27 protein-coding genes are annotated in these 21,217 nt (G+C 49.5%); 12 read left to right on the forward strand and 15 right to left on the reverse strand.

What is annotated here, in order from left to right; genetic code table 11:
- Positions 1–35: 35 nt before the first annotated feature.
- Entirely contained in the window at positions 36–1,604 is a 1,569-nt protein-coding gene (locus tag FPG75_RS22250; RefSeq protein ID WP_143310095.1) for a beta-N-acetylhexosaminidase, read from the reverse strand.
- Between the two features lie 75 nt (positions 1,605–1,679).
- Positions 1,680–2,045, reverse strand: coding sequence for a winged helix-turn-helix transcriptional regulator (locus tag FPG75_RS22255; protein ID WP_143310097.1), 366 nt, complete (start codon positions 2,043–2,045; stop codon positions 1,680–1,682).
- A 104-nt stretch (positions 2,046–2,149) separates the two neighbouring features.
- Between FPG75_RS22255 and FPG75_RS22260 the strand changes: the two genes are divergently transcribed.
- On the forward strand, positions 2,150–2,617 hold the full coding sequence (locus FPG75_RS22260; protein ID WP_143310099.1) for a hypothetical protein: 468 nt from the start codon (positions 2,150–2,152) through the stop codon (positions 2,615–2,617).
- Complete coding sequence (locus tag FPG75_RS22265; RefSeq protein WP_143310101.1) at positions 2,614–3,054, forward strand: DinB family protein; 441 nt, start codon at positions 2,614–2,616, stop codon at positions 3,052–3,054. The genes FPG75_RS22260 and FPG75_RS22265 overlap by 4 nt, the downstream gene beginning before the upstream one ends.
- A gap of 59 nt (positions 3,055–3,113) precedes the next feature.
- Here FPG75_RS22265 and FPG75_RS22270 read toward each other — a convergent pair whose 3' ends face one another.
- Both FPG75_RS22270 and FPG75_RS22275 read right to left on the reverse strand, forming a co-directional pair.
- Positions 3,114–3,473, reverse strand: a complete 360-nt coding sequence (locus FPG75_RS22270; protein ID WP_143310103.1) for a SnoaL-like domain-containing protein — start codon at positions 3,471–3,473, stop codon at positions 3,114–3,116.
- A 162-nt stretch (positions 3,474–3,635) separates the two neighbouring features.
- A complete protein-coding gene (locus FPG75_RS22275) occupies positions 3,636–4,067 on the reverse strand; it encodes a PepSY-like domain-containing protein (RefSeq protein WP_143310105.1) in 432 nt (143 codons plus the stop codon).
- Between the two features lie 174 nt (positions 4,068–4,241).
- Here FPG75_RS22275 and FPG75_RS22280 point away from each other — a divergent pair, with 174 nt between their 5' ends.
- Complete coding sequence (locus FPG75_RS22280) at positions 4,242–4,673, forward strand: response regulator (RefSeq protein ID WP_143310107.1); 432 nt, start codon at positions 4,242–4,244, stop codon at positions 4,671–4,673.
- On the opposite strand, the gene FPG75_RS22285 is transcribed toward FPG75_RS22280, so the two are convergent.
- Positions 4,663–5,502 carry a helix-turn-helix domain-containing protein gene (locus tag FPG75_RS22285; protein WP_143310109.1) on the reverse strand — a complete coding sequence of 280 codons (840 nt, stop codon included), beginning with the start codon at positions 5,500–5,502 and terminating at the stop codon, positions 4,663–4,665. The two genes, FPG75_RS22280 and FPG75_RS22285, sit on opposite strands and share 11 nt — an antisense overlap.
- A gap of 97 nt (positions 5,503–5,599) precedes the next feature.
- Between FPG75_RS22285 and FPG75_RS22290 the strand changes: the two genes are divergently transcribed.
- Positions 5,600–6,346, forward strand: coding sequence for an NAD(P)H-dependent oxidoreductase (locus FPG75_RS22290; RefSeq protein ID WP_143310111.1), 747 nt, complete (start codon positions 5,600–5,602; stop codon positions 6,344–6,346).
- Here FPG75_RS22290 and FPG75_RS22295 read toward each other — a convergent pair.
- The 6 genes from FPG75_RS22295 to FPG75_RS22320 form a co-directional block, all read right to left on the reverse strand.
- On the reverse strand, positions 6,343–6,768 hold the full coding sequence (locus FPG75_RS22295) for an HvfX family Cu-binding RiPP maturation protein (protein ID WP_143310113.1): 426 nt from the start codon (positions 6,766–6,768) through the stop codon (positions 6,343–6,345). The genes FPG75_RS22290 and FPG75_RS22295 overlap by 4 nt on opposite strands.
- A 5-nt stretch (positions 6,769–6,773) precedes the next feature.
- A complete protein-coding gene (locus tag FPG75_RS22300; RefSeq protein ID WP_143310115.1) occupies positions 6,774–7,523 on the reverse strand; it encodes an HvfC/BufC N-terminal domain-containing protein in 750 nt (249 codons plus the stop codon).
- Complete coding sequence (locus tag FPG75_RS22305) at positions 7,507–8,334, reverse strand: HvfB family MNIO-type RiPP peptide maturase (protein WP_143310117.1); 828 nt, start codon at positions 8,332–8,334, stop codon at positions 7,507–7,509. Before FPG75_RS22305 ends, FPG75_RS22300 begins: the two co-directional genes overlap by 17 nt.
- Positions 8,335–8,397: 63 nt before the next feature.
- Entirely contained in the window at positions 8,398–8,742 is a 345-nt protein-coding gene (locus FPG75_RS22310) for a hypothetical protein (RefSeq protein ID WP_143310119.1), read from the reverse strand.
- A 68-nt stretch (positions 8,743–8,810) separates the two neighbouring features.
- Positions 8,811–9,083, reverse strand: coding sequence for an anti-sigma factor family protein (locus tag FPG75_RS22315; RefSeq protein WP_143310121.1), 273 nt, complete (start codon positions 9,081–9,083; stop codon positions 8,811–8,813).
- Between the two features lie 25 nt (positions 9,084–9,108).
- Positions 9,109–9,699 carry a sigma-70 family RNA polymerase sigma factor gene (locus tag FPG75_RS22320; protein WP_143310123.1) on the reverse strand — a complete coding sequence of 197 codons (591 nt, stop codon included), beginning with the start codon at positions 9,697–9,699 and terminating at the stop codon, positions 9,109–9,111.
- 215 nt (positions 9,700–9,914) lie between these two features.
- On the opposite strand from FPG75_RS22320, the gene FPG75_RS22325 reads away from it, so the two are divergent.
- Positions 9,915–10,628, forward strand: a complete 714-nt coding sequence (locus FPG75_RS22325; protein ID WP_143310125.1) for a hypothetical protein — start codon at positions 9,915–9,917, stop codon at positions 10,626–10,628.
- A 146-nt stretch (positions 10,629–10,774) separates the two neighbouring features.
- On the opposite strand, the gene FPG75_RS22330 is transcribed toward FPG75_RS22325, so the two are convergent.
- Complete coding sequence (locus tag FPG75_RS22330; RefSeq protein ID WP_143310127.1) at positions 10,775–11,758, reverse strand: LuxE/PaaK family acyltransferase; 984 nt, start codon at positions 11,756–11,758, stop codon at positions 10,775–10,777.
- A 149-nt stretch (positions 11,759–11,907) separates the two neighbouring features.
- Here FPG75_RS22330 and FPG75_RS22335 point away from each other — a divergent pair, with 149 nt between their 5' ends.
- The 5 genes from FPG75_RS22335 to bioB all read left to right on the forward strand — a co-directional run bounded on the left by FPG75_RS22335 (position 11,908) and on the right by bioB (position 17,146).
- Positions 11,908–12,354 carry a hypothetical protein gene (locus tag FPG75_RS22335; RefSeq protein ID WP_143310129.1) on the forward strand — a complete coding sequence of 149 codons (447 nt, stop codon included), beginning with the start codon at positions 11,908–11,910 and terminating at the stop codon, positions 12,352–12,354.
- Between the two features lie 87 nt (positions 12,355–12,441).
- Positions 12,442–13,980: an acyl-CoA carboxylase subunit beta gene (locus tag FPG75_RS22340; RefSeq protein ID WP_143310131.1), complete on the forward strand. Its 1,539-nt coding sequence runs from the start codon at positions 12,442–12,444 to the stop codon at positions 13,978–13,980.
- Positions 13,981–14,120: 140 nt separating this feature from the next.
- Positions 14,121–14,966: a UbiA family prenyltransferase gene (locus tag FPG75_RS22345; protein ID WP_143310133.1), complete on the forward strand. Its 846-nt coding sequence runs from the start codon at positions 14,121–14,123 to the stop codon at positions 14,964–14,966.
- An 84-nt stretch (positions 14,967–15,050) separates the two neighbouring features.
- On the forward strand, positions 15,051–16,151 hold the full coding sequence (locus tag FPG75_RS22350; protein ID WP_143310134.1) for a M42 family metallopeptidase: 1,101 nt from the start codon (positions 15,051–15,053) through the stop codon (positions 16,149–16,151).
- Between the two features lie 17 nt (positions 16,152–16,168).
- A complete protein-coding gene (bioB, locus tag FPG75_RS22355) occupies positions 16,169–17,146 on the forward strand; it encodes a biotin synthase BioB (RefSeq protein ID WP_143310136.1) in 978 nt (325 codons plus the stop codon).
- A 60-nt stretch (positions 17,147–17,206) separates the two neighbouring features.
- On the opposite strand, the gene aroQ is transcribed toward bioB, so the two are convergent.
- Genes aroQ through ytxJ form a run of 3 tightly spaced genes read right to left on the reverse strand, consistent with a single transcriptional unit; the run spans position 17,207 to position 18,601 of the window.
- Positions 17,207–17,620 (reverse strand): type II 3-dehydroquinate dehydratase, encoded by a 414-nt coding sequence (aroQ, locus tag FPG75_RS22360; RefSeq protein WP_143310138.1) that lies wholly within the window; start codon positions 17,618–17,620, stop codon positions 17,207–17,209.
- A gap of 27 nt (positions 17,621–17,647) precedes the next feature.
- A complete protein-coding gene (locus FPG75_RS22365) occupies positions 17,648–18,229 on the reverse strand; it encodes a UbiX family flavin prenyltransferase (RefSeq protein ID WP_143310140.1) in 582 nt (193 codons plus the stop codon).
- A gap of 39 nt (positions 18,230–18,268) precedes the next feature.
- Entirely contained in the window at positions 18,269–18,601 is a 333-nt protein-coding gene (ytxJ, locus tag FPG75_RS22370; protein ID WP_143310142.1) for a bacillithiol system redox-active protein YtxJ, read from the reverse strand.
- 426 nt (positions 18,602–19,027) lie between these two features.
- On the opposite strand from ytxJ, the gene FPG75_RS22375 reads away from it, so the two are divergent.
- Positions 19,028–20,386: a UDP-N-acetylmuramate--L-alanine ligase gene (locus FPG75_RS22375; protein ID WP_143310144.1), complete on the forward strand. Its 1,359-nt coding sequence runs from the start codon at positions 19,028–19,030 to the stop codon at positions 20,384–20,386.
- A 33-nt stretch (positions 20,387–20,419) separates the two neighbouring features.
- Positions 20,420–21,193, forward strand: a complete 774-nt coding sequence (locus FPG75_RS22380; RefSeq protein WP_143310146.1) for a 3'-5' exonuclease — start codon at positions 20,420–20,422, stop codon at positions 21,191–21,193.
- Positions 21,194–21,217 lie beyond the last annotated feature (24 nt).

Raw genomic sequence — 21,217 nt, forward strand, 5'->3', positions numbered from 1 at the left:
ATGAAGAATAGGTTTTCACTGGAAGATAATAAATCTCAGTCAATATAACCTTTTTCATCGGTTACTTTCCCGGTTTCTGCATGCCTGCCTTTATGGAAGGGATCAAAATAATAGAGGTCCGCCTGCTGATACAGCAGCAGGTGCTGTTTCAGACGTGGCACAAACTGATCGAAATTACGCTGCGCCGGGGCCGTCCATGCGGCTTCGGCCAGGGCCGACAAGCGCGGGAAGATCATGAAATCGAAGCGGTTATTGTTGTTGACCGTCTCCGTCCAGAGGCATCCTTGTATGCCCAGCACCTGTGGCTGTTGTGCAGGTGCGAACTCATATACGCCACGGAGCGTATTGAACTCTCCTACTTTCCAGCGGCGACCGGAATGATGCGAACTATCCTGCACAAAATCGAAATACATCGGGATGCGCGGGCACAGGATCACCTGGTAGCCTTTGTCCAGCGCCATTTTCAGCGCTTCGGGCTTGTCGTGACGCCACCAGCATACAATGGTTTTGTTTGTCGGGAAAGAGCCTGTGGCAATTTCATCCCAGGCTATCACCTTGCTGTTTAACTGGTATACGCTGTCGGCCATTCTTTGTAAGAAATAATCTTCTACCTGTTTTTTATCAGTGAAGCCCTGGTTGCGCATCAGGCGCACAACGCCGGAATCGCTGTCCCAGCTTTTGTTACCGAAGCTCACCTCATCGCCGCCAAGGTGTATCATGCCTGCGGGGAAGAGCGCATTTACTTCACGCAATACATTCGTGAGGAACTGGTAAGTGATGGCTTTACCGGGGTTGAAGGTAAACCCGGCATATTTACCCGTGCCGCCGCCGCTGATCTCAGGATAGGCCCTGCTGGCCGCGCTGGCATGTCCGGGCATATCTATCTCGGGAATCACGGTAATATAACGTTCACGCGCATACGTAATAATTTCGGCGATATCTTTCTGTGTGTAATAGGTCGCCGGGGCGGTGCTGTCGCTGAAGTTACCGATACCGCCAACAGTGGTCAGCAAGGGATATTGTTTAATTTCCAGCCGCCAGCCATTCATATCAGTGAGATGCCAGTGAAAGCGGTTCAGTTTATAGAAGGCCATCCAGCTCAGTAAGGCCTTCACTTTTTCTTTGCCAAAGAAGTGACGGGATTCATCCAGCATAAACCCGCGCCAGGCGTATTGCGGTGCATCGGTGATCTGCCAGCCCGCAATGGTACGATGGTCCGGGGTGGCAGCCAGCAGCTGCAGCAGCGTGGTGATGCCATTGAAAACGCCTTCCGCATCGCTGCCGGAGATGACCACTTTTTTACCGCTCACCTGTAACGTGTATGCTTCCGGCTGGGCGCTGGCGGCTGTTTTACGCAACTCAATACTGCCGGTGGCGGATGCTCCGCGGTGCAAACTGATATGATAACGTGCTTGTAATTCCTTTTGCAGGTAAGCTGCCAGCGGCTCCATGCCTGCCGCCGCCACGATGGTAGTATGATCCGTAATACCGAAGGTAGCCGCTGTTTTCACTGCTTTCACCGGTAAGGGGATCACAGGGCACACGGTCTGTGCAAACGTTTGCTGGCAGCACAGCAGTAATACTGCGGTAATGATTTTTTTCATATGTCACTATCTAAGCTTTTGCAAGATAATAAGCGCGGGAGGATTTTCTTAATTTTCCGGGAGCTAAGGAAATATTCAAATGGCCAGGGGCTTCTTCTGACATAGCGCCAGATGCTGCACGCCCCATTCATACACGGGTTTCAATGCAGCCATGAGTGAGACGCCGGCAGGCGTAACGCTGTACTCCACCCGTGGCGGCGTTTCTGCAAATATCTGCCGCGTCAGCAATTGATCCTGCTCCAGCTCACGCAATTGCGTAGCCAGCACTTTCTTGCTGATGCCAGGTAAATGTTTTTCCAGCAAACTGAATCGGTTCACACCTTCGGATACCAGGTGCACGATCAAAGGCTTCCATTTACCACCAATGATGTTCAAGGTGAGCGCAAACGGACATAACGCCGGCGCATATATCAAAACTTCTTCCAGCACTTCTTTTCTCATATCGCTTGATTTTCAAAAAAGTAACCTGAAAGTTACCCTGGTGAGCTACAGGTAACCAATGATTTTTTCTATCTGCAAGTAACAACTTTGCTAAAAATAAAACAATGAAAACATTACAACGCACTACCTTGTTTACCACGCTGCTTTTGCTGCTCACCTCCATCCATCATCTGTATGGCGCCATTATCTACCATTCTCACTGGCGCCTGCATATCCTCTTCATCAGCTTGCCGCTGCTGTTCATCATATGGCTGCTCGATAAACGCTACCGCGCCACACACAGCAACAGCCTGCGGCTCACGTATCTGCTGGCCGTAGGCATCTTCCCGATGATCGTCATCGGCGTATACGAAGGCGTGTATAATCATCTCTTCAAAAATATTATTTACTTCGCCGGCGTTGATGACCACATCTACCACATGCTGTTCCCCGCGCCTCTGTATGAAAAGCCGAATGATTGGCTGTTCGAGCTCACCGGCATTTTACAGGCATTTTTCGTATATCCGTTACTGGTAAATTTTATGAAGATGTGCAGACGGACTATCTTTGTGCAACAATCACAGGAGCTATGATAACAACCGCATTAGACCGACTGCAATACCTCTGCGAAGTTATTCCGCCTTTACTGCAACAGATCGACGAAGCAAGCTTTACCTTCAAACCGCAACCTGCGAAATGGAGCAAGAAAGAGATACTCGGGCATCTGATAGACAGCGCCGCCAACAACCATCAACGTTTTGTAAGAACGCAGTTTGAAGAAGCGCCGGCTATCGCCTATGATCAGAACCAGTGGAATACTTTCAGCTATCACCAGCAGATAGATACGCAGCAGCTGATCAGCTTCTGGACGGCTTATAACAAACAATTGCTGGCGCTGGCAAGCCTGATCCCTGCCTCCCTGCTGGGCCGTGAGTGTAACGTGAAAGGAACCATGTTTACATTGGAATTCATCATTACCGATTATGTGAGTCACCTGGAGCATCACCTGCGGCAAATAGTAGCATACTAAGGCCGAAGCCCTTGAAGCGCTTTGAGCACTTCAAGGGCTTCTCCGTTTCCATCCGCCATTTACATAAAAAATTGCTCGGCAACGATCTTTCCGTCTTTCACATTGTACACACACAGCTCGCTCATCTTCATACGTCCACGGCCTTTCATGGTGATATCCATCGTTAGCACGGTAGCGAAAACATTATCAGCCACAATAGGTTTGCTGGCGCTGCATTCATGCACCTGCTCGGTCATGTTTTCAAATTTGTGACCCTTTTCAATGATAGCGGGCAAGCCCTTCGTTTCCTTCTCAAAATCAGGTGTTGCATAAGGCTCAATGCTGATCGCATCTTCGGCGAACAATTCTTTTTGAGCAGTTTCGAAATCGCCTTTGGCGCATAATTCAACCAGGCGGTCTGCGATTTGTTGTACGGTCATGGTGGTAAAGTTTGAGTTGGATTTGGAAAAGAGAAGCGTTAAAATTTCCACATTTAAGGTACGTAAATTTCAGCACTTCACAGATTATGCCGCCTAGATGATGAAATAAAAAAACCGGCGCCTGCTTCACGCATTGCACCGGTTGCTGTCTCCCTCAATACATCAGTCTTTATCTTCCTTCATCTCTTTCAAAAACTTTCCATTGGCATCAAAGATCAGGTCCTTCTTTTTCACTTCTGCTTCGTAATTCACTTCTCCTCCGGCTTTGATGATCTTTGCCGCTTCTGTGATGGCTGCGCCTTTGTAATGTTGCTTTACATAGTCCGCTACGCCGGCCGGCAGCTCTTCAGTTTTGATCACTTCTTCGGTTTGTTCCAGTGCGCCTTTGGCATCATAAACTACAGACAAATGTTTACCGCCCTGTACAAAAGTGGCTTCATAACCGGTTTTGCCTTCTTTGCTCCAGGTTACATAGGAAACATTGCTATAGGCCTTTTCAAAGGCAGATTTCACAGTTGCAGGTACTTTGACCTGTGCATAGCCGGCCAGGCTGAAACCCATGCCCGCCAACAGTAACAGGATATACTTCTTCATAAAATAAATATTTATAACAGCAAGCTAATACCTGATTCTGTTATCAATCTGTACCAAAACTGTCGCAAAACTGTAGAATCGTGGAATTTTCCCCACATCCTTACACACCCGTCCGCTCTCCGCCGCTATGGCATCCTGTTTGCGTTGATGTGATTGGTTGCTAAAAATTTTTTTATGAATAACAGTATCGCCCAGATCCTGGTGGCGGACGACGACCCTGAAGATCTGTTCCTGATGCGGATGATGTGCAGTGAACTCGCCTTTGCCGATATCATCCATTTTGTAGAAGATGGAAAAAATGTGCTGGACTACCTCGAAGGCATATACGAAATAACATTACCGGAGCTGATCGTGCTTGACCTTAACATGCCACGGATGTCGGGCACACAAACATTGGAAGCACTACACCACGATCCCCGCTTCCAGCGCATACCGGTGATCATCTACTCCACCTCTCTCAATGAATACCAGCGCAAACGCTGTATGGAACTAGGCGCCAAAGCCTATGTGATCAAGCCAAGCACCTATGCGGAAGGCCTGCTGGTGATGCAGCATTTTCATGAGTATAGCAAAGGCCATTACTCCTTCCCTGCCCTTAGTGCATAGCAGCTGCCTGCTGCTTGCGGAAGGCCGAAGGGTTCATCCCCTTGTATTTTTTGAACAGGCGGTTAAGATGGCTTTCATCTGTAAAGCTCAGCTCCCAGGCAATTTCATTGATGCGCATATCACTGTGCCGGAGCCGCGTTTCCACAAGTTTCATTTTGTATTGCATGATATAATCCTGCATGTTCTCACCCGTATGCTTTTTGAAATAGCGCCCGAGATAACTCACCGAAATCCCCGCATGCTTTGCCACTGCCTCTGCTTTCAACAGTTCCGGCGTATAGATATGTTCCTGTATATAACGGATGATGTCCATCACGATCATGCCGCTGTTGTCGTTGATACGCGCGGGCAGCTTCATCGCAATGTTGCGCGCTACAATGGTGATGAAGGTATTCACCAGTTGCTGTATCACTTCGCGATGATAGAGCTGCTGCTGGTTCCGCTCCCTGACCAGCGAAGTCACAATGGCCTGTACAATGGGCTTGTCGTCTGCATTGAATAATATACATCCCGGTTGATGCGAGGCATGTTGCAGGATGAACTCCATGCGCTGCGCATTCACAGTAGCAGATTTTATGTAGATGTCATTGAAGCGTAGAAAGAAAAAACTGGTGGTTTGATGGGGCCGGAAAAAATGCGCGTCTTCCGGTGTTACCAAGAACAGATCTCCCGGGCGGTAGTGAAAAACATTGTCATTCACCACCTGTTCCCCTGTTCCATTCCGTATAAATATCAGCTCAAAAAAATTATGCCGCTGCGCCGTGACCGGGCACACATCGGTTTCGCAGGTATGCACCTCAAATGGTTCATACAAATTATTCCTGCTCATGACGATAGTTTTGATCTTACAAAAGAAACGAAAAATTGTACAGGGATCAGGACGACAAAATTGTACAATTTTACGTCATCAAAATTAAAGGATAATCATGAAAGTCTTGATCGTTTTTGCACACCCGGAATTACGCTCGCTCAACGGCAGCCTGAAAACCGCTGCTGTACAATATTTGCAGGAAGCGGGCCATGAAGTGGCCGTATCAGACCTCTATCGCCAGCAATGGAAATCCGCGGCCGATGGCTACGATTTCCAGCACTTCGACCCTGCCGCACGGCTCTATTATAACCACGCCTCTAAAAAGGCTTTCCTTGAAGGCGCCCAAACCATCGACATCAGCACGGAACAGGAGAAAGTGAGATGGGCAGATGTGGTCATCTTCCAATTCCCGCTGTGGTGGTTCGGTATGCCCGCCATCCTCAAAGGCTGGGTAGACCGTGTATTTACCAACGGCTTTGGTTATGGCACCGGCCAGCGTTACGGCCACGGTGCGCTGGAAGGCAAACGGGCCATGCTCATCATTACAGCCGGCGCAGCGCCCGAACAGTTCCTGGAAACCGGCATCAACGGATCGATCAACGATCTGCTGTTCCCCATCCACCACGGCATCTTCTGGTATACCGGCATGTCGGCATTACCGCCCTTCGTTGTTTACAATGCCAACCACATCGCCGAAACCGAGGTAGACGCTTTGCTGCCATCGCTGAAAGACCGATTGCTATCGCTGGATAGCACCGCGCCTATTCCGTTCCGCTATTTCAGCAAAGACTATGATGAAGCAGGTGTGTTGAAAGACCATTTCCAGGGAGATAAAAAAGGCTTTGCCTTACACCTGCATTAGCGCTTCTCCAGAGAACGATCAATGGAAACCCTGCCCGCGCCATACACCAGCAAGGTGAATAACATCAGGATATAATACAACGGGATCTCAAAACCATTATCACCGGCCTCGAAGCCGTTGGCCCAGTGTACGGTGATAATGGCCACCACCATACTGAAGATCAGCGGCAGCGTGATGTAACGCACCCACAGCCCCAGCGTGAGCAATACCACACCCAGTGCCTCTGTAGTGCCCACCACGTAAGCATTTACATAAGGCAGCGGAATATGCATCTGCGCAAACCAATCGCCGATGGCGTGCATATCTTTCCATTTCATCATGGCAGGATGATAGAATCCGTACGCCAATACCAGCCGCATGAGCAGCAATGGGAGGTCTTTGAGCGCCGACAGTCGCCGGGCCCAGGAAGCATATGTTTTCATTGATTTCAGGATTGAAAGCCTAAGACGAAGCCCTCCTGCTGCATATGCCGCAGGAAAGCAATGGTATCATGTTGTAGTGTATCCGTACCCGTTATACCCAGTCGTGGGGCAAATTCGAGTATATCCGTTACCGTTAGTCCGTGTACCAGCTGCTCGCTCACAAAGGCCAGCCAGGGCGACAAATCAGTAAATTGTACATTACCGGTGGCGGCATCGCGGTAGAGCAATACAAAATAAACGCCCTTGCGTTTCACCAGTTTGCGTGCGTCCGCTTCGGTATGCACCGGGTACGAGAGCGATAGCAGGCGATGCTCAGGATTCAGCACCAGCGGGGTTTGCAGCCAGTCGCCCTTCTTGTTGAAAGATGGCGCCGCTATATCTTCCATATTATATACTTCCATCTCGGCCCATTCAAAACCGAGCAAATCGTTGAGGTAGGGAATGCCATAGGCCTCTTCCCAGTTATGTTCTACCGCATAAGTGTAAAACTCAAGCGGCAGCTTCCACACCTGGTATGACTGACAAGCATGGTTGGCGAAAAATGTTTTCACCATACTGCTCCATTTACGGGCAGGAATATTTTTAAAGGCAATGGGAAATGCGCCTTCCATCGTGTCTTTGATCACGTTGAAAACCAGCTCACGGTAGTATTTCAGGCGCTGTTGCGATGCGCCGGGGAGCTTCACTTTTTCCCCGGTGCGGCAGTAGTGCGAAAACGACTGCTGGATATGATAAGTGTCAGGCGACAAGTTCATTTTTTGAAGTCCATTGTTGGTGACAGATCTGTTTCAGTTTGGTCAGCTCGCCTTGCAGCGCTTCCATCTCCGGGATATTGAAATCCCTTTCTAGCAGCACCGGCACGGGTTTCAGGTATTGCAATGTCCATTCAAAAAGCTCATATACCGGATCGATGATCGCTTCGCCATGTGTGTCGATGATGAGGTCCGGCGCCACCTGTTCGTGGCCCGCCATATGAATATAGGCTACTTTATCCAATGGCAGCTGCCGTATAAAATCTTTCGCATTGTACTGATGATTGAAGGCATTTACATAGATGTTGTTCACATCCAGTAAGAGCTGGCAGCCCGACTGCCGCACGATTTCACAGATGAAATCCGCTTCGCTCATCTCTGCCGCTACCGGCGTATAGTAGGAAACAATTTCCATCGCGATCGGCCGCCGGAGATAGTCCTGCACCTGCCGGATGCGGCCTGCAATATGTTTCACGGCATCCATCCGGAAAGGAATGGGCAGCAGATCATACATATGTGCGTTGTCGCATTTGGAATAGCTGAGATGTTCGGAATACAGCTGTACTTTGTATTCATCCAGAAAAGCCTTCACATACTGCAGGAAAGCGCGGTCCAGCTCCTCCGGACTGCCGATGGAAAGGGACAATCCGTGGCATAGCACCGGATATTTTTCCACAACCTGGTGCAATATTTTCTTCCAGTAACCGCCGATGCCCATCCAGTTCTCTGGCGCAAACTCAATGAAATCGGGCTTGATAAGGGATCCTTCAATTATTTCGCCGGCAAATTCACGCCGGAATCCTATACCTACCATAACAGGAGATTTAAGATAGAAAGGCCGGTACTGCTGTATTTACCGGCCTTTCAGATGATGAGATTACTGGCCGGCTTTGGTGCTGTCTTTTTTAGCTTTGTGGCCTTTGCCACCTTTGCCTTTTTTGTCGCCACATTTGCCTTCGCCGCATTTGCCTTGGCCGCATTTACCTTCTTTGGATTTACCGCCTACGGCAGCAGAATCTTTTTTCGCACCGCATGCCAGCTCTATAGCATTAGCAGCAGTGTGGTTGCCTGTCAGCGCATCTCTTACAGCGGCGCCGGTGCCCAGGTTCGTGTAACTTGCAGGATTGGCATTTACATGCAGGCTCGCCAGGCCCAGGATAGCGCCGGCTACGAGAGAGCCTGAAAACAATACTTTCTTGTTAATTGATTTGTTGTTTTCCATGTTTCAAGTGTTTAAAAGACTGAGTGAAATATGATTGTTGGAAATAAGACGCAGCTTACAGGTAATCCTTACAGGTTTTCTCCATTATTTTTTTTCATGTTTTCGGCGATCATGTTTTCCCAGGCCTGTTTGATGTTTTCATCGAGGACATCATTTGTTGCGGAGGGCTGCTGTTCCTGGCTTTCATGTACGGCGGCATCAATGATGCTGCTTTGTTTTGCATACCGTCTGCAATATTTACATATCAGCAGATGCAATGCTAGTCCCATTCTTTCAATAAAGGAGACGGGCTGCTGCAAGCGCTTTTCCACCAGCATAGTGGCGTCTTTACAGCTAGGCATCCATGAATGTTTGTGTTTCTTCATCTCAATTACTGAACCAGTTTTTATCCAGGCAGGCCCTCATTTGCAATTTGGCCCGGTGCATGAGCACCCAGTAGTTTGACGCGCTGATGGAAAGATCCTTACAAATTTCTTCAGATTTTTTTTCTTCGAGATGTTTGAGGTTAAATACGGCCTGGCCCAAGCCTTTCAATTTCCTGATACAAGCGTGTAGTATACGGTAAAATTCATGCTGTTCCTGGGGAGAATGAGACATTGGCGCCCAAGGCTGCGGCGCCATATTCTTGCGCCAGTGGCCCTTTTCATCGAAGAAAAAATGATGCGGGTCGCTGTCGCCGGTATGCTCTTCATCTATACTTACCGTTATCCCGCTACGTCTGGATTTACGGTAATGGTCAATGATCTTGTTCTTGAGGATGGCCGTCAGCCAGCTTTTTTCGCTGCTCTCGCCCTTGAACTGCGCCTGTGCCTGTAAAGCCGCCAGGAAGGTTTCCTGCACAAGGTCCTGCGCAAGCGCATTATCTCCCGTACGGGAAAGGGCAAAGCGGTACAGATCATCTGCATAACGCTGTACCCAGGCGCTGGGCTGAACGGTAACTAGTCGCTCCTCTGGCATATATTCCGGTTTACATAAAAAGCATACGGAAAGTTAAAGGTTTTAGTTTGCCGAACACACCCAAAAAAATGTTAATAAATAAAATGTCCTATTTTTGAGGCGCAGTAACTAATCTATTTTTAAAGGCTTTTTAAGCGGTCTTTAATATAACGTACATCCATATACTATACCTTGCGGATAGTTTCGGTGACCTACAATAACATAACAGACGGCCCATGAAAAAAAACATGCCTCCTGTAACATCCACCTACTTTGTTACATTGGTGAAGGCGTATCTAAACGGAACTAAAACGAGCGCAGAAGTGACGCAGGAGCTGATACCGCTACACGATACCAACACAACATACAGAGGTGACATTACGCAGGTAATCCTTGATACCGCGCGGGATGTGAATGAAAATTATTACGAAGAGATCGTTCATACATTGGCTGATGCCGCTGATACCGCACCCACCCGTGCCGGCATGATTCATCAGCTGGAAGCCTTGCTGGCAGGCCGTATCAGCAAGGACGACTTTTTCCGTTGGGCTACCTGGCACAACGAACCCGGCAATGATGCCGGCGAAGGTTTCTTCGACGATATTGCAGTAGACTACTTTTGTTCACAACTGCTGCCACAACATCACAGCGTGCTCACCAACGCCCACTACGAGCAGGCACTCGAAATTTTTCAATCAAACCGCCATCATCCGCTGAAAGATAAGATCGCCCTCGTACTGCTCACCGACAACGAACAACAACGTTTCCTTTTTTATATATCTGATTATATCCAGGGCCGCACCGCACCGGAACAACTGGATGTATACCTGCTGAACCGCTTCGGCATGGATCATCATTCCTTCCCATACATGCCCGCCATTGCCGCCATCATGCACGAACCCGCCAAACTGCCGGCATTGCTGCAGCTGGCCAAAGGCATTGTGAAATAGATTTACGGATTTATTGATTTACGGATTTTCGTATTTACGGATTTGTGGAAACTGAAATACTTCAAAAGCAAGGTATTGCCGTTTCCACAAATCCGTAAATACGAAAATCCGTAAATCCGTAAATCAATAAATCCGTAAATCCCTCACTATGATACCATCAGGCTGCACCCACGCAAAGCTGAATTATCCAATCGGCCCAACACTTCAAAGCGGCCATCATCATGCATCTTCCCGATATCTTCTGTGGCGATAAAAGCGCAGGACCAGATATTGGCCAGGTCGATGACGTTGATTACCCCGGCGCCTTTGCCAGCGCGGATATCGAAAGGGTCGTTCTCATCGCGCAGCAGCACCTGCATCCAGGGCGGCGTCTGGAAAAGGCCATTGCCTTTGGAATAGGCCTGCGACAGCAGTTCCGTCATGCCGTATTCCGCATGGATCACCGGCACGCCCAGTTTTTCCTGCAGGAAGGCATGCACTTCCTGGCGGGTCCATTCTTCCCGGCGTCCTTTCATGCCGCCGGTTTCCATTACAATGGTATGTGATAACTGCAAGGAATATTTTTCTGCAAAATCCAGCAGGCCAAAGGTTACGCCGATCAGCAACACCCGCTGTCCGCGAGCCTCCAGGGCTTGTAGCTGATGGAATAATTTATCATGCTCATATAAATAGAAGCCGCTCTCCTCACGTCCGCTCCGCACAATCATCTCCTGTACCATACACACCAGCGATGAATGCTGGCGTTCCAGGTACGAGGGCAACAGGCCTACCACCACATAATCGCTCACCGGGCCATAAAATTGCTCAAAGGCCGTCATGAAACTCTGTGTGTAAATGGCGGCATCTTTCACGAGGTGACGGCTATTGACCGTTTGCGTAGTGCCGCTGCTCTCAAAGATCAGCTGCGGCTCAAACGTACCACAAACCACCTGGTGTGTTTTAAAGAACTGTATTGGCAGATAGGGAATCTCCAATATACTTTTCACCTGGTCCGGCTGTATGTGCAGCGCATCGGTATAGGCCCGGTAAAGGGCATTTTCGCGGTACTGGAAGCGGAAAAGCTCCAGTGCAGCGACTTCCAGGCCGCCTGGCTGTAGAGAGAAAATATATTCCGGAGAAACTTTGTTCATCTTGATCGATCTTTAAAACCGCACAAAGTTAGGGAGAAGAATAAATTTCCCCACAGCAAGTAACAATTGCTATAAAAAAACGTTTTGTAGGAGATACATGGAGATAGCCGATAATTTGTATATTACCTAAATTAATGTACGTTTGTTTTATGAAGAAATTCCTGATACTGATCCTTTTAACCGGCCTTTTTTACGCTTGTAAAAAAGATAATTACGGCTCAAAACCCATCCTTACCTTCAAAGGCTACTCTACATCCGCGCTTACCACTGCTACTACCAATCTCGATATTATATTAAATGTAAAAGATGGCGATGGCGATATTGAAGATACCATCGCCTGGGAAAGACATTATTATATTCCACCTGCCACCGTACCGGTATTCCAGGTATGGAAGATGCCCAATATCGGCCAGCATGAAGGTCATAGCGTAGATGCTGAAGTGAGCCTGCACCTGGGCACCTCCGATTTCCGCGGATGGGTGGAAGGCACCGGCACCCGCCCGGACAGCATCTGGTTCAGGGTTTTCATTGTAGATAAAGCCGGGCATCACAGCGATACTATTATCACGCCTAAACTACCTATCATCAAACAATAGCCAAAAACCTTTACATTTACATCATATAAAGGATTCCTTTTAACATAAGGAATCCTTTTATTTTTAGATCATCATATTTTTCCGCGCATGAATAAAATAGAGGAATTACAGTCGAAGATGGCCGAAGCGATGCTGGGCGGTGGTGAAGTACGTATCGCATCACAACACAAGAAAGGCAAGCTCACAGCCCGCGAACGCCTACAGCTGTTGCTGGATGAAGGATCTTTCGAAGAACTGGATATGTTAGTCACCAACCGTAACCGCGGCCTCACCACCGATCAGGAACAATTTCCCGGCGACGGCGTAGTGACCGGCTTCGGCGCCATTAACGGACGCCTGGTATATGTGTTCTCCCAGGATTTCACCGTTTACGGCGGCAGCCTGTCGGAACCCCACGCCCGCAAGATCTGCAAGATCATGGACCTCGCCATGAACAATGGCGCACCGCTCATTGGCCTGAACGACAGTGGCGGCGCACGTATACAGGAAGGGGTGGTAAGTCTTGGCGGATATGCTGATATCTTCTACCGCAACACCCGCGCCTCCGGCGTGATCCCGCAGATCAGCGCCATCATGGGGCCTTGTGCCGGCGGCGCTGTATATTCTCCCGCTATCACCGATTTCATCATGATGGTGGAACAAACTTCCTACATGTTCGTAACAGGTCCCAACGTGGTGAAAACCGTTACCCATGAAGAAGTAACCTCGGAAGAACTGGGCGGCGCACAAACGCATGCTACCAAAAGCGGCGTTACACATTTCTCCTGCGCCAACGAAGTGGAATGTATCCAGAACATCAAAAGGCTGCTGAGCTATATCCCGCAGAACTGTGAAGAAACCGCGCCGGTATACCCTTACGAGGCAGCCAATGAAGTGAGGGAAACGCTCAATCAACTGATTCCCGCCAATCCCAACCAGCCTTATGATATGAAGGAAGTGATCGAACAGATCACGGATGCTGATAGTTTTTTTGAAGTACATAAAGATTTTGCGGAAAACCTGATCGTAGGCTTTGCCCGCATCGCCGGCCGCAGCATCGGTATTGTAGCCAATCAGCCGGCTCACCTGGCGGGCGTATTGGATATACACGCTTCTGTAAAAGGCGCGCGCTTCACCCGTTTCTGCGATGCCTTCAATGTGCCGCTGCTTGTACTAGTGGATGTTCCCGGCTTCCTGCCCGGCACCGACCAGGAATGGAATGGCATCATCACCAATGGCGCCAAACTGCTCTATGCCCTCTGCGAAGCCACTGTGCCGAAGATCACCGTCACCACCCGCAAAGCCTATGGCGGCGCCTATTGCGTGATGAACTCCAAACATATCGGCGCCGATCTCAACTTCGCATTTCCGCAAGCTGAAATCGCTGTAATGGGCGCCAAAGGCGCTGTAGAGATCCTCTTCAAAAAAGAGATCGATACCGCCGCCGATCCGGAAACGCGCATGAACGAGCTCGTGAACGATTACACCGAAAGATTCGCCAACCCTTACCTGGCAGCCGAAAAAGGATATATCGACGAAGTGATCATCCCCGATCAAACACGCATCAAACTCATCAAAGGGTTCAGCATGCTGGAAAATAAAGTGGTAAACATGCCGAGAAAAAAACACGGCAACATACCTTTGTAGAAGGTCTCACGCAAAGCAGCGTAAGCAGCAGAGCAGCAAAGGCGGGCTACGCCCGCGATCTCTATGGTGCATTTGCGCGCAGCGCTCTTTGCTGCTCTGCTGCTTACGCTGCTTTGCGTGTAATCTTCAAATTCAGCTCCATGCTCAGAACTGCTTTCAATTATTTTCTCTTTACCTCTGTTTATATCTCACTGTGCGCACTGCTCATGATATGGCAGACTGACCAGGTGCTGCATCTCTATTATTATGATCGCCACGATTTTTACTGCTTCGTATTTTTCTCCACTATATGCAGTTATAATTTTCATTGGTACCTTACGCCTGGCAGCTATTCCTCTTCTGAAAGGTTGATGTGGGGAGAACGTCACCGGCTGCTGATGCTGGTGCTATGCGGCATTGGGCTGCTGGGCGCCCTGTATTTCTTCTGGCCGCTGCGCGGCCACTGGCTGGCATTGAGTGGCGCGGCCATCCTCACGTTCCTCTATTCTGCGCCCAAGGTGCCGCATAAAACTTTTATGTGGCTGCGCCGCATTGCGATAGGAAAAACATTGTTCCTCACCTTCGTATGGACCTACGTCACCACGCTGCTGCCCGCACTGATAGCAGATCAGCGGATAAACGCCCCGGTGGTCCTCTTCACGCTGCACCGCTTTGCACTCATCTATGCCATCTGCATCCTCTTCGATTACCGCGATCTGGAGTCCGATAAAAAGGAAGGTATCCGCAGCCTCATCACCTATCTCAACGAAAAAGACCTGAACCGGCTGTATTATCTTTCCCTGCTGACGGCCGCACTCAGCGCGGTTTTCCTCTACCCTTACACCTCCTGGCCGGTGATCGGCACACTGCTGTTTGCCTCTGCCGCCACCGCGCTCATCACCCGCAAGGCGCAGCAGACCCGCTCTGATTATATGTTCTACTTCGTGCTCGACGGTTTCATGATGCTCTCTGCCCTGCTGCACCTCGCCTGGCTCCTCATCTCATAAAACCTTCTCCCTCAAATCCCAAAATCAAAAAATCAAAAAATCCGTAAATATTCTACATTTGTCCGGTCACAATCGGAAAAAACTATGTCTAAAAAGCAGAAATCCATACTGGGCAAGGAATCACTGGCATTCCTGAAAGACTACCTGAACAATCCGTCTCCTACCGGCTTCGAGAAAGAAGGGCAAAAGCTCTGGCTGAAATATATCACCCCTTATATCGACGAACATTTCGTGGATGCCTATGGCTCCGTTGTGGGCGTGATCAATCCCAAAGCGCCTTTCAAAGTGGTGATAGAAGCGCATGCCGACGAGATCTCCTGGTTCGTGAACTATATCTCCCCGGAAGGCCTGATCTATGTGATCCGCAATGGTGGCTCCGATCAGCAGATCGCGCCCAGCAAGCGGGTGAACATACATACCGAAAAAGGCATCGTGAAAGCCGTATTCGGATGGCCCGCCATCCATACCCGCATGCGCAGCACCGAAGGCAAAGAACCACAACCTAAAGTGGAAAATATCTTCCTGGATTGCGGCGCCCGCTCCCGCAAGGAAGTAGAAGACCTCGGCATCCATGTAGGCTGTGTATGCACTTTTGAAGATGGTTTCGAAGAACTCAACTACGACTACTATATCTGCCGCGCCATCGATAACCGCATTGGCGGCTTCATGATCGCGGAAGTAGCCCGCCTCCTGAAAGAGAAAAAACAGGAACTGCCCTTCGGCCTCTACATCGTCAATGCAGTACAGGAAGAAGTAGGCCTGCGCGGCGCCGAAATGATCGCCAAACGTATCAAACCGAATGTGGCCATTATCACCGACGTTACGCATGATACCACCACCCCGATGATCAACAAGAACATCGAAGGCGAGATCAAATGCGGTAGTGGCCCCAGCATCACCTACGGCCCCGCAGTACATAACATCCTGCGCGATCTCATCATCAAAACAGCGAAGAAAAACGATATCCCTTACCAGCTGCACGCTGTAAGCCGCAGCACCGGCACCGATACAGATGCTTTTGCCTACTCCAACGATGGTACGCCATCTGCATTGATCAGCCTCCCGCTGCGCTATATGCACACCACGGTGGAAATGGTGAAAAAAGATGATATCGAAAATACCATCCAACTCATCTACCATACCTTACTCAACATTACACCAAAAACAAATTTCCAATATCTCTGATTTTAAATTCATCACATATGCAGATCCGTCATGACTGGACGATAGAAGAGATCCACGATATCTACAACACACCTCTGCTGGAACTGGTATACCGCGCAGCCTCTGTGCACCGCGAATACCAGGATACCGCTGAAGTACAGGTGTGCACACTGTTGTCCATCAAAACCGGTGGCTGTCCGGAAGATTGCGCCTACTGTCCGCAGGCTGCTCGATACAATACCGATATCAATGTGCATGCCCTCATGCAAAAAGACGAAGTACTGAAATACGCGCAAAAGGCCAAGGAAGCGGGTTCCACCCGTTTCTGCATGGGCGCCGCCTGGCGCGAAGTACGCGATAACCGCGACTTCGACCGCGTGCTCGATATGGTAAAAGGCGTGAATGAACTGGGCATGGAAGTATGCTGCACACTGGGCATGCTCACCGAAGAGCAGGCGAAAAAGCTCGCCGATGCCGGCCTCTATTCTTACAACCACAACCTGGATACATCCCGCGAACATTATAGTGAGATCATCTCCACCCGTACTTATGACGACCGTCTTCAAACACTCGACAACGTCCGTAAAGCCGGCGTGAGCGTGTGTTGCGGCGGTATTATCGGGCTGGGAGAATCCCATGAAGACCGCATCGGTATGTTGCACACCCTGAGCAACCTGCCCGAGCATCCGGATTCCGTGCCCATCAACGCGCTCACCCGCGTAAAAGGCACGCCGCTGGAACATCTGCCGAAAGTGGAGTTCTGGGATATGGTGCGCATGATCGCCACCGCCCGCATCCTGATGCCGAAATCAATGGTGCGCCTCAGCGCCGGTCGCGCAGAAATGAGCATGGCCGATCAAACGCTGTGTTTCATGGCAGGCGCCAACTCTATCTTCACCGGGGATAAACTGCTCACCACCGACAATCCTTCGCTCGAACATGACCGCATGATGTTTGAACTGCTGGGACTCAAGCCCCGCGAAGCTTTCAAAGAAGAGAAAGCAGCATGCTGCTAAATGATAGGCAATAAAAAAGCGTCCACCCCTGCAAGGGTGGACGCTTTTTTATTGATATGATTACAGAAAGTAGGCTACTGCCAGCTTATATCCTTTCATGCCCAGGCCACAGATGCTGCCCACGCATTTAGGCGCTATCAGAGAAGTATGCCGGAACTCTTCCCGCGCGTATACGTTGCTGATATGCACTTCTATCACCGGTGTTTTGATCGCGGCAATGGCATCGCGGATAGCCACAGAAGTATGGGTGTAACCGCCTGCATTCAGCAGGATGCCATCGGCGGAAAAGCCCACCTGGTGCAGGTAATTGATGATCTCTCCTTCTACGTTACTCTGAAAATAGCTGAACGTCACGGCAGGGTATTGCTCTTTCAGCTGTTGCAGGTAATCTTCAAAAGACTCACTGCCATAGATACCCGGTTCCCGTTTGCCCAGCAGGTTCAGGTTAGGGCCATTGATAATTGCGATCTGCATGTTGATGAAAATAAGGTACGAAGATAATTATTCAGCTTTATTATTGCTATCGCTGCCCCAGCGGTATGTTTGCTGTTCGATACCGGCGAGATCGATGATACGGTCCACCACGGTGCCGGCCACCTCTTCGATCGTGGTGGGCACGCTGTAGAATGATGGCGTAGCCGGGCAGATGATGCCGCCTGCGAGGGTCACCGTTTCCATATTGCGGATGTGCATAAGGTTATAAGGCGTTTCCCTTACCACGCAAATGAGTTTGCGCCGTTCTTTCAGCACCACATCGGCGGCACGGGTGATCAGGTCGTTGGAGATACCGGTGGCGATGCGGCCCAGCGTGCCCATAGAACAGGGACAGATGATGATGGTATTGAAGCGTCCGGAGCCGGAGGCAAAGGGTGCATGAAAATCCTGCTGACCATAAACGCGGAAGGGCAGCTGATTGTATTCCTCATTTCTGAGTTCTGTTTGCCAAACGGTTTTAGCGTTTTCCGTCATCACTACGGCTACTTCATCCAGCTGATCCTGCGCAGCATGGAGCTTTTGCAGCAGCTGGCGCGCATAAATAGAACCGCTGGCCCCTGTAACTGCAACTACTATACGATGTTTCATGCTGCAAAGCTAGGTAATATGCAGCATTTGCAGCCATGCTTACAGGCCTGCCTCGGCGGCAATGTCCTCCATACGGATGCCGTTATGGCTTTCATCGTAAATACATTGACCATTGCGGATCACCAGCACCTGCGGAGATTCGTGCGGAATGTGGTAGATTTCGGATATTTTGTTGGAGATGTGACGATAGTTGATCAGATCGAGATAGTAAAACGTTAACCCTTCCGGCTCAACTGCACGCTCCAGGCGGGATTTCGCCATAGAGCTGATGGAGCACCGCGTGCTGTGCTTGAAAATGACTACCGGCTGATGCCCGGATGCCGTATTGATCTCCTGCAGTTGTTCTTCGTTGGTTAACGTTATCCAATTCATTTCACTAACAATGTTTGCTATGCTCTGCGACAGGCGCCTTTGCCATCCCTCTCATCGGGCAGCCCAGTTTCTGATGCGTGGCGCAGGATGTTAAGAAAGCAGCAAAGATACAAACCATACCGGCGTAGCCCAAAATTCTTACATAAGATTTCATACAGGGAGGATTTATTTAGTAAAACGAAAATTCATCAGAATTTATGCTATGACAACTTTTTTAATCGTCTTTTGTAACGTTATTTTGCAAATATAAAAAATACATTAGAAAAAACAACACTATGTATTTGGGAATTTCCAGATTAAGAATTTTCGGATTTTCGAATTTGTGGATTTACGGATTTATTTCAAATCCCTAAATCCGTAAATTCTCACATTCTTACATTCTTACATTCTCACATTCTTACATCCGGAAATCCGAAAATATTCACCATGGCAAAAGTACATTTTATTGCGATAGGCGGAAGCGTGATGCACCAGCTGGCCATAGCACTGAAGCACAAAGGATATATCGTTAGCGGCAGCGACGACGAGATATTTGAACCGGCGCTTGGCAACCTGCGTGAGGCAGGCATACTGCCAGCCTCCCTCGGGTGGGATGCTGCACGCATCACCCCCGACCTCGACGCCGTAATCCTCGGCATGCATGCCCGGGCCGATAACCCCGAACTGATACGCGCACGGGAACTGAACCTGAAAATATACTCCTTCCCGGAATACATCTACCAGGAAAGTAAAAACAAATTGCGTGTAGCCGTTGGCGGTAGTCATGGTAAAACTACCACCACCGCCATGATCATGCACGTACTGCAAGCCTGCCACAAAGCCTTCGACTACCTCGTAGGCGCCCGCCTGGAAGGCTTTGCACAGTCGGTCAACATTACCGACGCGCCCATCATCGTATGCGAGGCCGACGAATACCCTGCATCCGTGATCGAGAAAAGGCCCAAATTCCATTTCCTGCACCCGCAGGTGGCCGTGCTCACCGGCATCGCATGGGATCATATCAACGTGTTCCCCACTTACGAGATATACAAAGAACAATTCGCCATCTTCATCCGCCAGATGGAACCCGGGCAAGTGCTCATCTACAACAGCGGCGATGAAGAACTCGGCAGCCTGGTGGCCGCCGAAGGCCGCCACCTGCGCCTTGTGCCATACAATACCCCGATCCATATGATACGCAACGGCATTACCCGTGTGTTCTTTGATGAAGGCTATGCCGACCTGGAAGTGTTCGGCGGTCATAACCTCCTCAACATGCACGCCGCCAAACTCGTATGTAATGAACTGGGCATCTCTGATGAAGCCTTCCTGCAAGCCATCGCCACTTTTAAAGGCGCCGCCAAGCGCCTGGAGCTGGTAGCAAAAAATGAGCACACCGTTATCTACCGCGATTTCGCACACGCTCCCTCCAAGGTGAAAGCCACCATGGAAGCCGTAAAGCAACAGTTCCCCGAACGCCGCCTCATCGCCGTACTGGAACTACATACCTACAGCAGCCTCAATGCGGACTTCCTCAGCCAATACCATGGCGCTATGGACCCCGCAGATGTAGCCGCAGTATTTTACAGCAAACATGCGCTCGAAATCAAACGCATGCCCGACCTCGATCCTGCCCTCATTGCCGCAAGGTTTGGCCGGAAAGATTTGCATATCTTCCATGAACGCGAAGCACTCGAAACATTTCTGTCACAACAGTCATACAAAGATGCCAACCTCCTGCTAATGAGCTCTGGTACCTACGACGGCCTCGATTTCAACACACTTTCCAAATATCTCAATCAATAAATCAATAAATCCATAAATTCTCAAATCACTATAATGCCTTCTTTGCTCCTCAAAAGGCCGCTGGCCGTCATTGATCTGGAAACCACCGGAACCAACGTGGCTTCCGACCGCATCATCGAAATCGCGATCATCAAAGTATTTCCTGATAAAACAACGCAGTCGAAAGTAAAACGCATCAACCCCGGCATGCCCATCCCCGCCGGATCCACAGCGATCCATGGTATCAAGGATGAAGATGTGAAAGACGCCCCCACCTTCAAACAGGCCGCCAATGAGCTGAAACAGTTCCTCGATAACTGCGACCTCGCCGGCTATAACTCCAATCGCTTCGATATCCCCCTGCTCGTAGAAGAATTTCTCCGCGCAGAAATGGACTTCGATGTATCCAAGAGGAAGTTTGTAGATGTACAGCGCATCTTCCACCTGATGGAAAAACGTACGCTGGCTGCCGCTTATAAATTCTATTGCGATAAACAACTCGAAAATGCCCACAGCGCCGAAGCCGACGCCCTGGCCACTTACGAGATACTCGAAGCCCAGCTGGGCCGCTATGAACAGCTGAAATGTGATATCGACGCCCTCGCTGATTTCACCAAAGAAGAAGAATATATTGACTTCGCCCGCCGCATCGTGATGCAGGGCGGACAGGAAGTATTCAACTTCGGTAAATATAAAGGACGCCCCGTGCGCGAAGTGCTCAAGATAGAGCCACAGTATTATGATTGGATGATGAAAGCAGATTTTCCGCTGAATACCAAACAAAAACTGTCAGAAATCTATTATAATATGATGTTAAAAAAAATGTAATCTTTTTTTAGAACATCATAACTT

This window comes from Chitinophaga vietnamensis (assembly GCF_902167635.1).
In the GTDB taxonomy this organism is placed as follows: Bacteria; Bacteroidota; Bacteroidia; order Chitinophagales; family Chitinophagaceae; genus Chitinophaga; species Chitinophaga vietnamensis.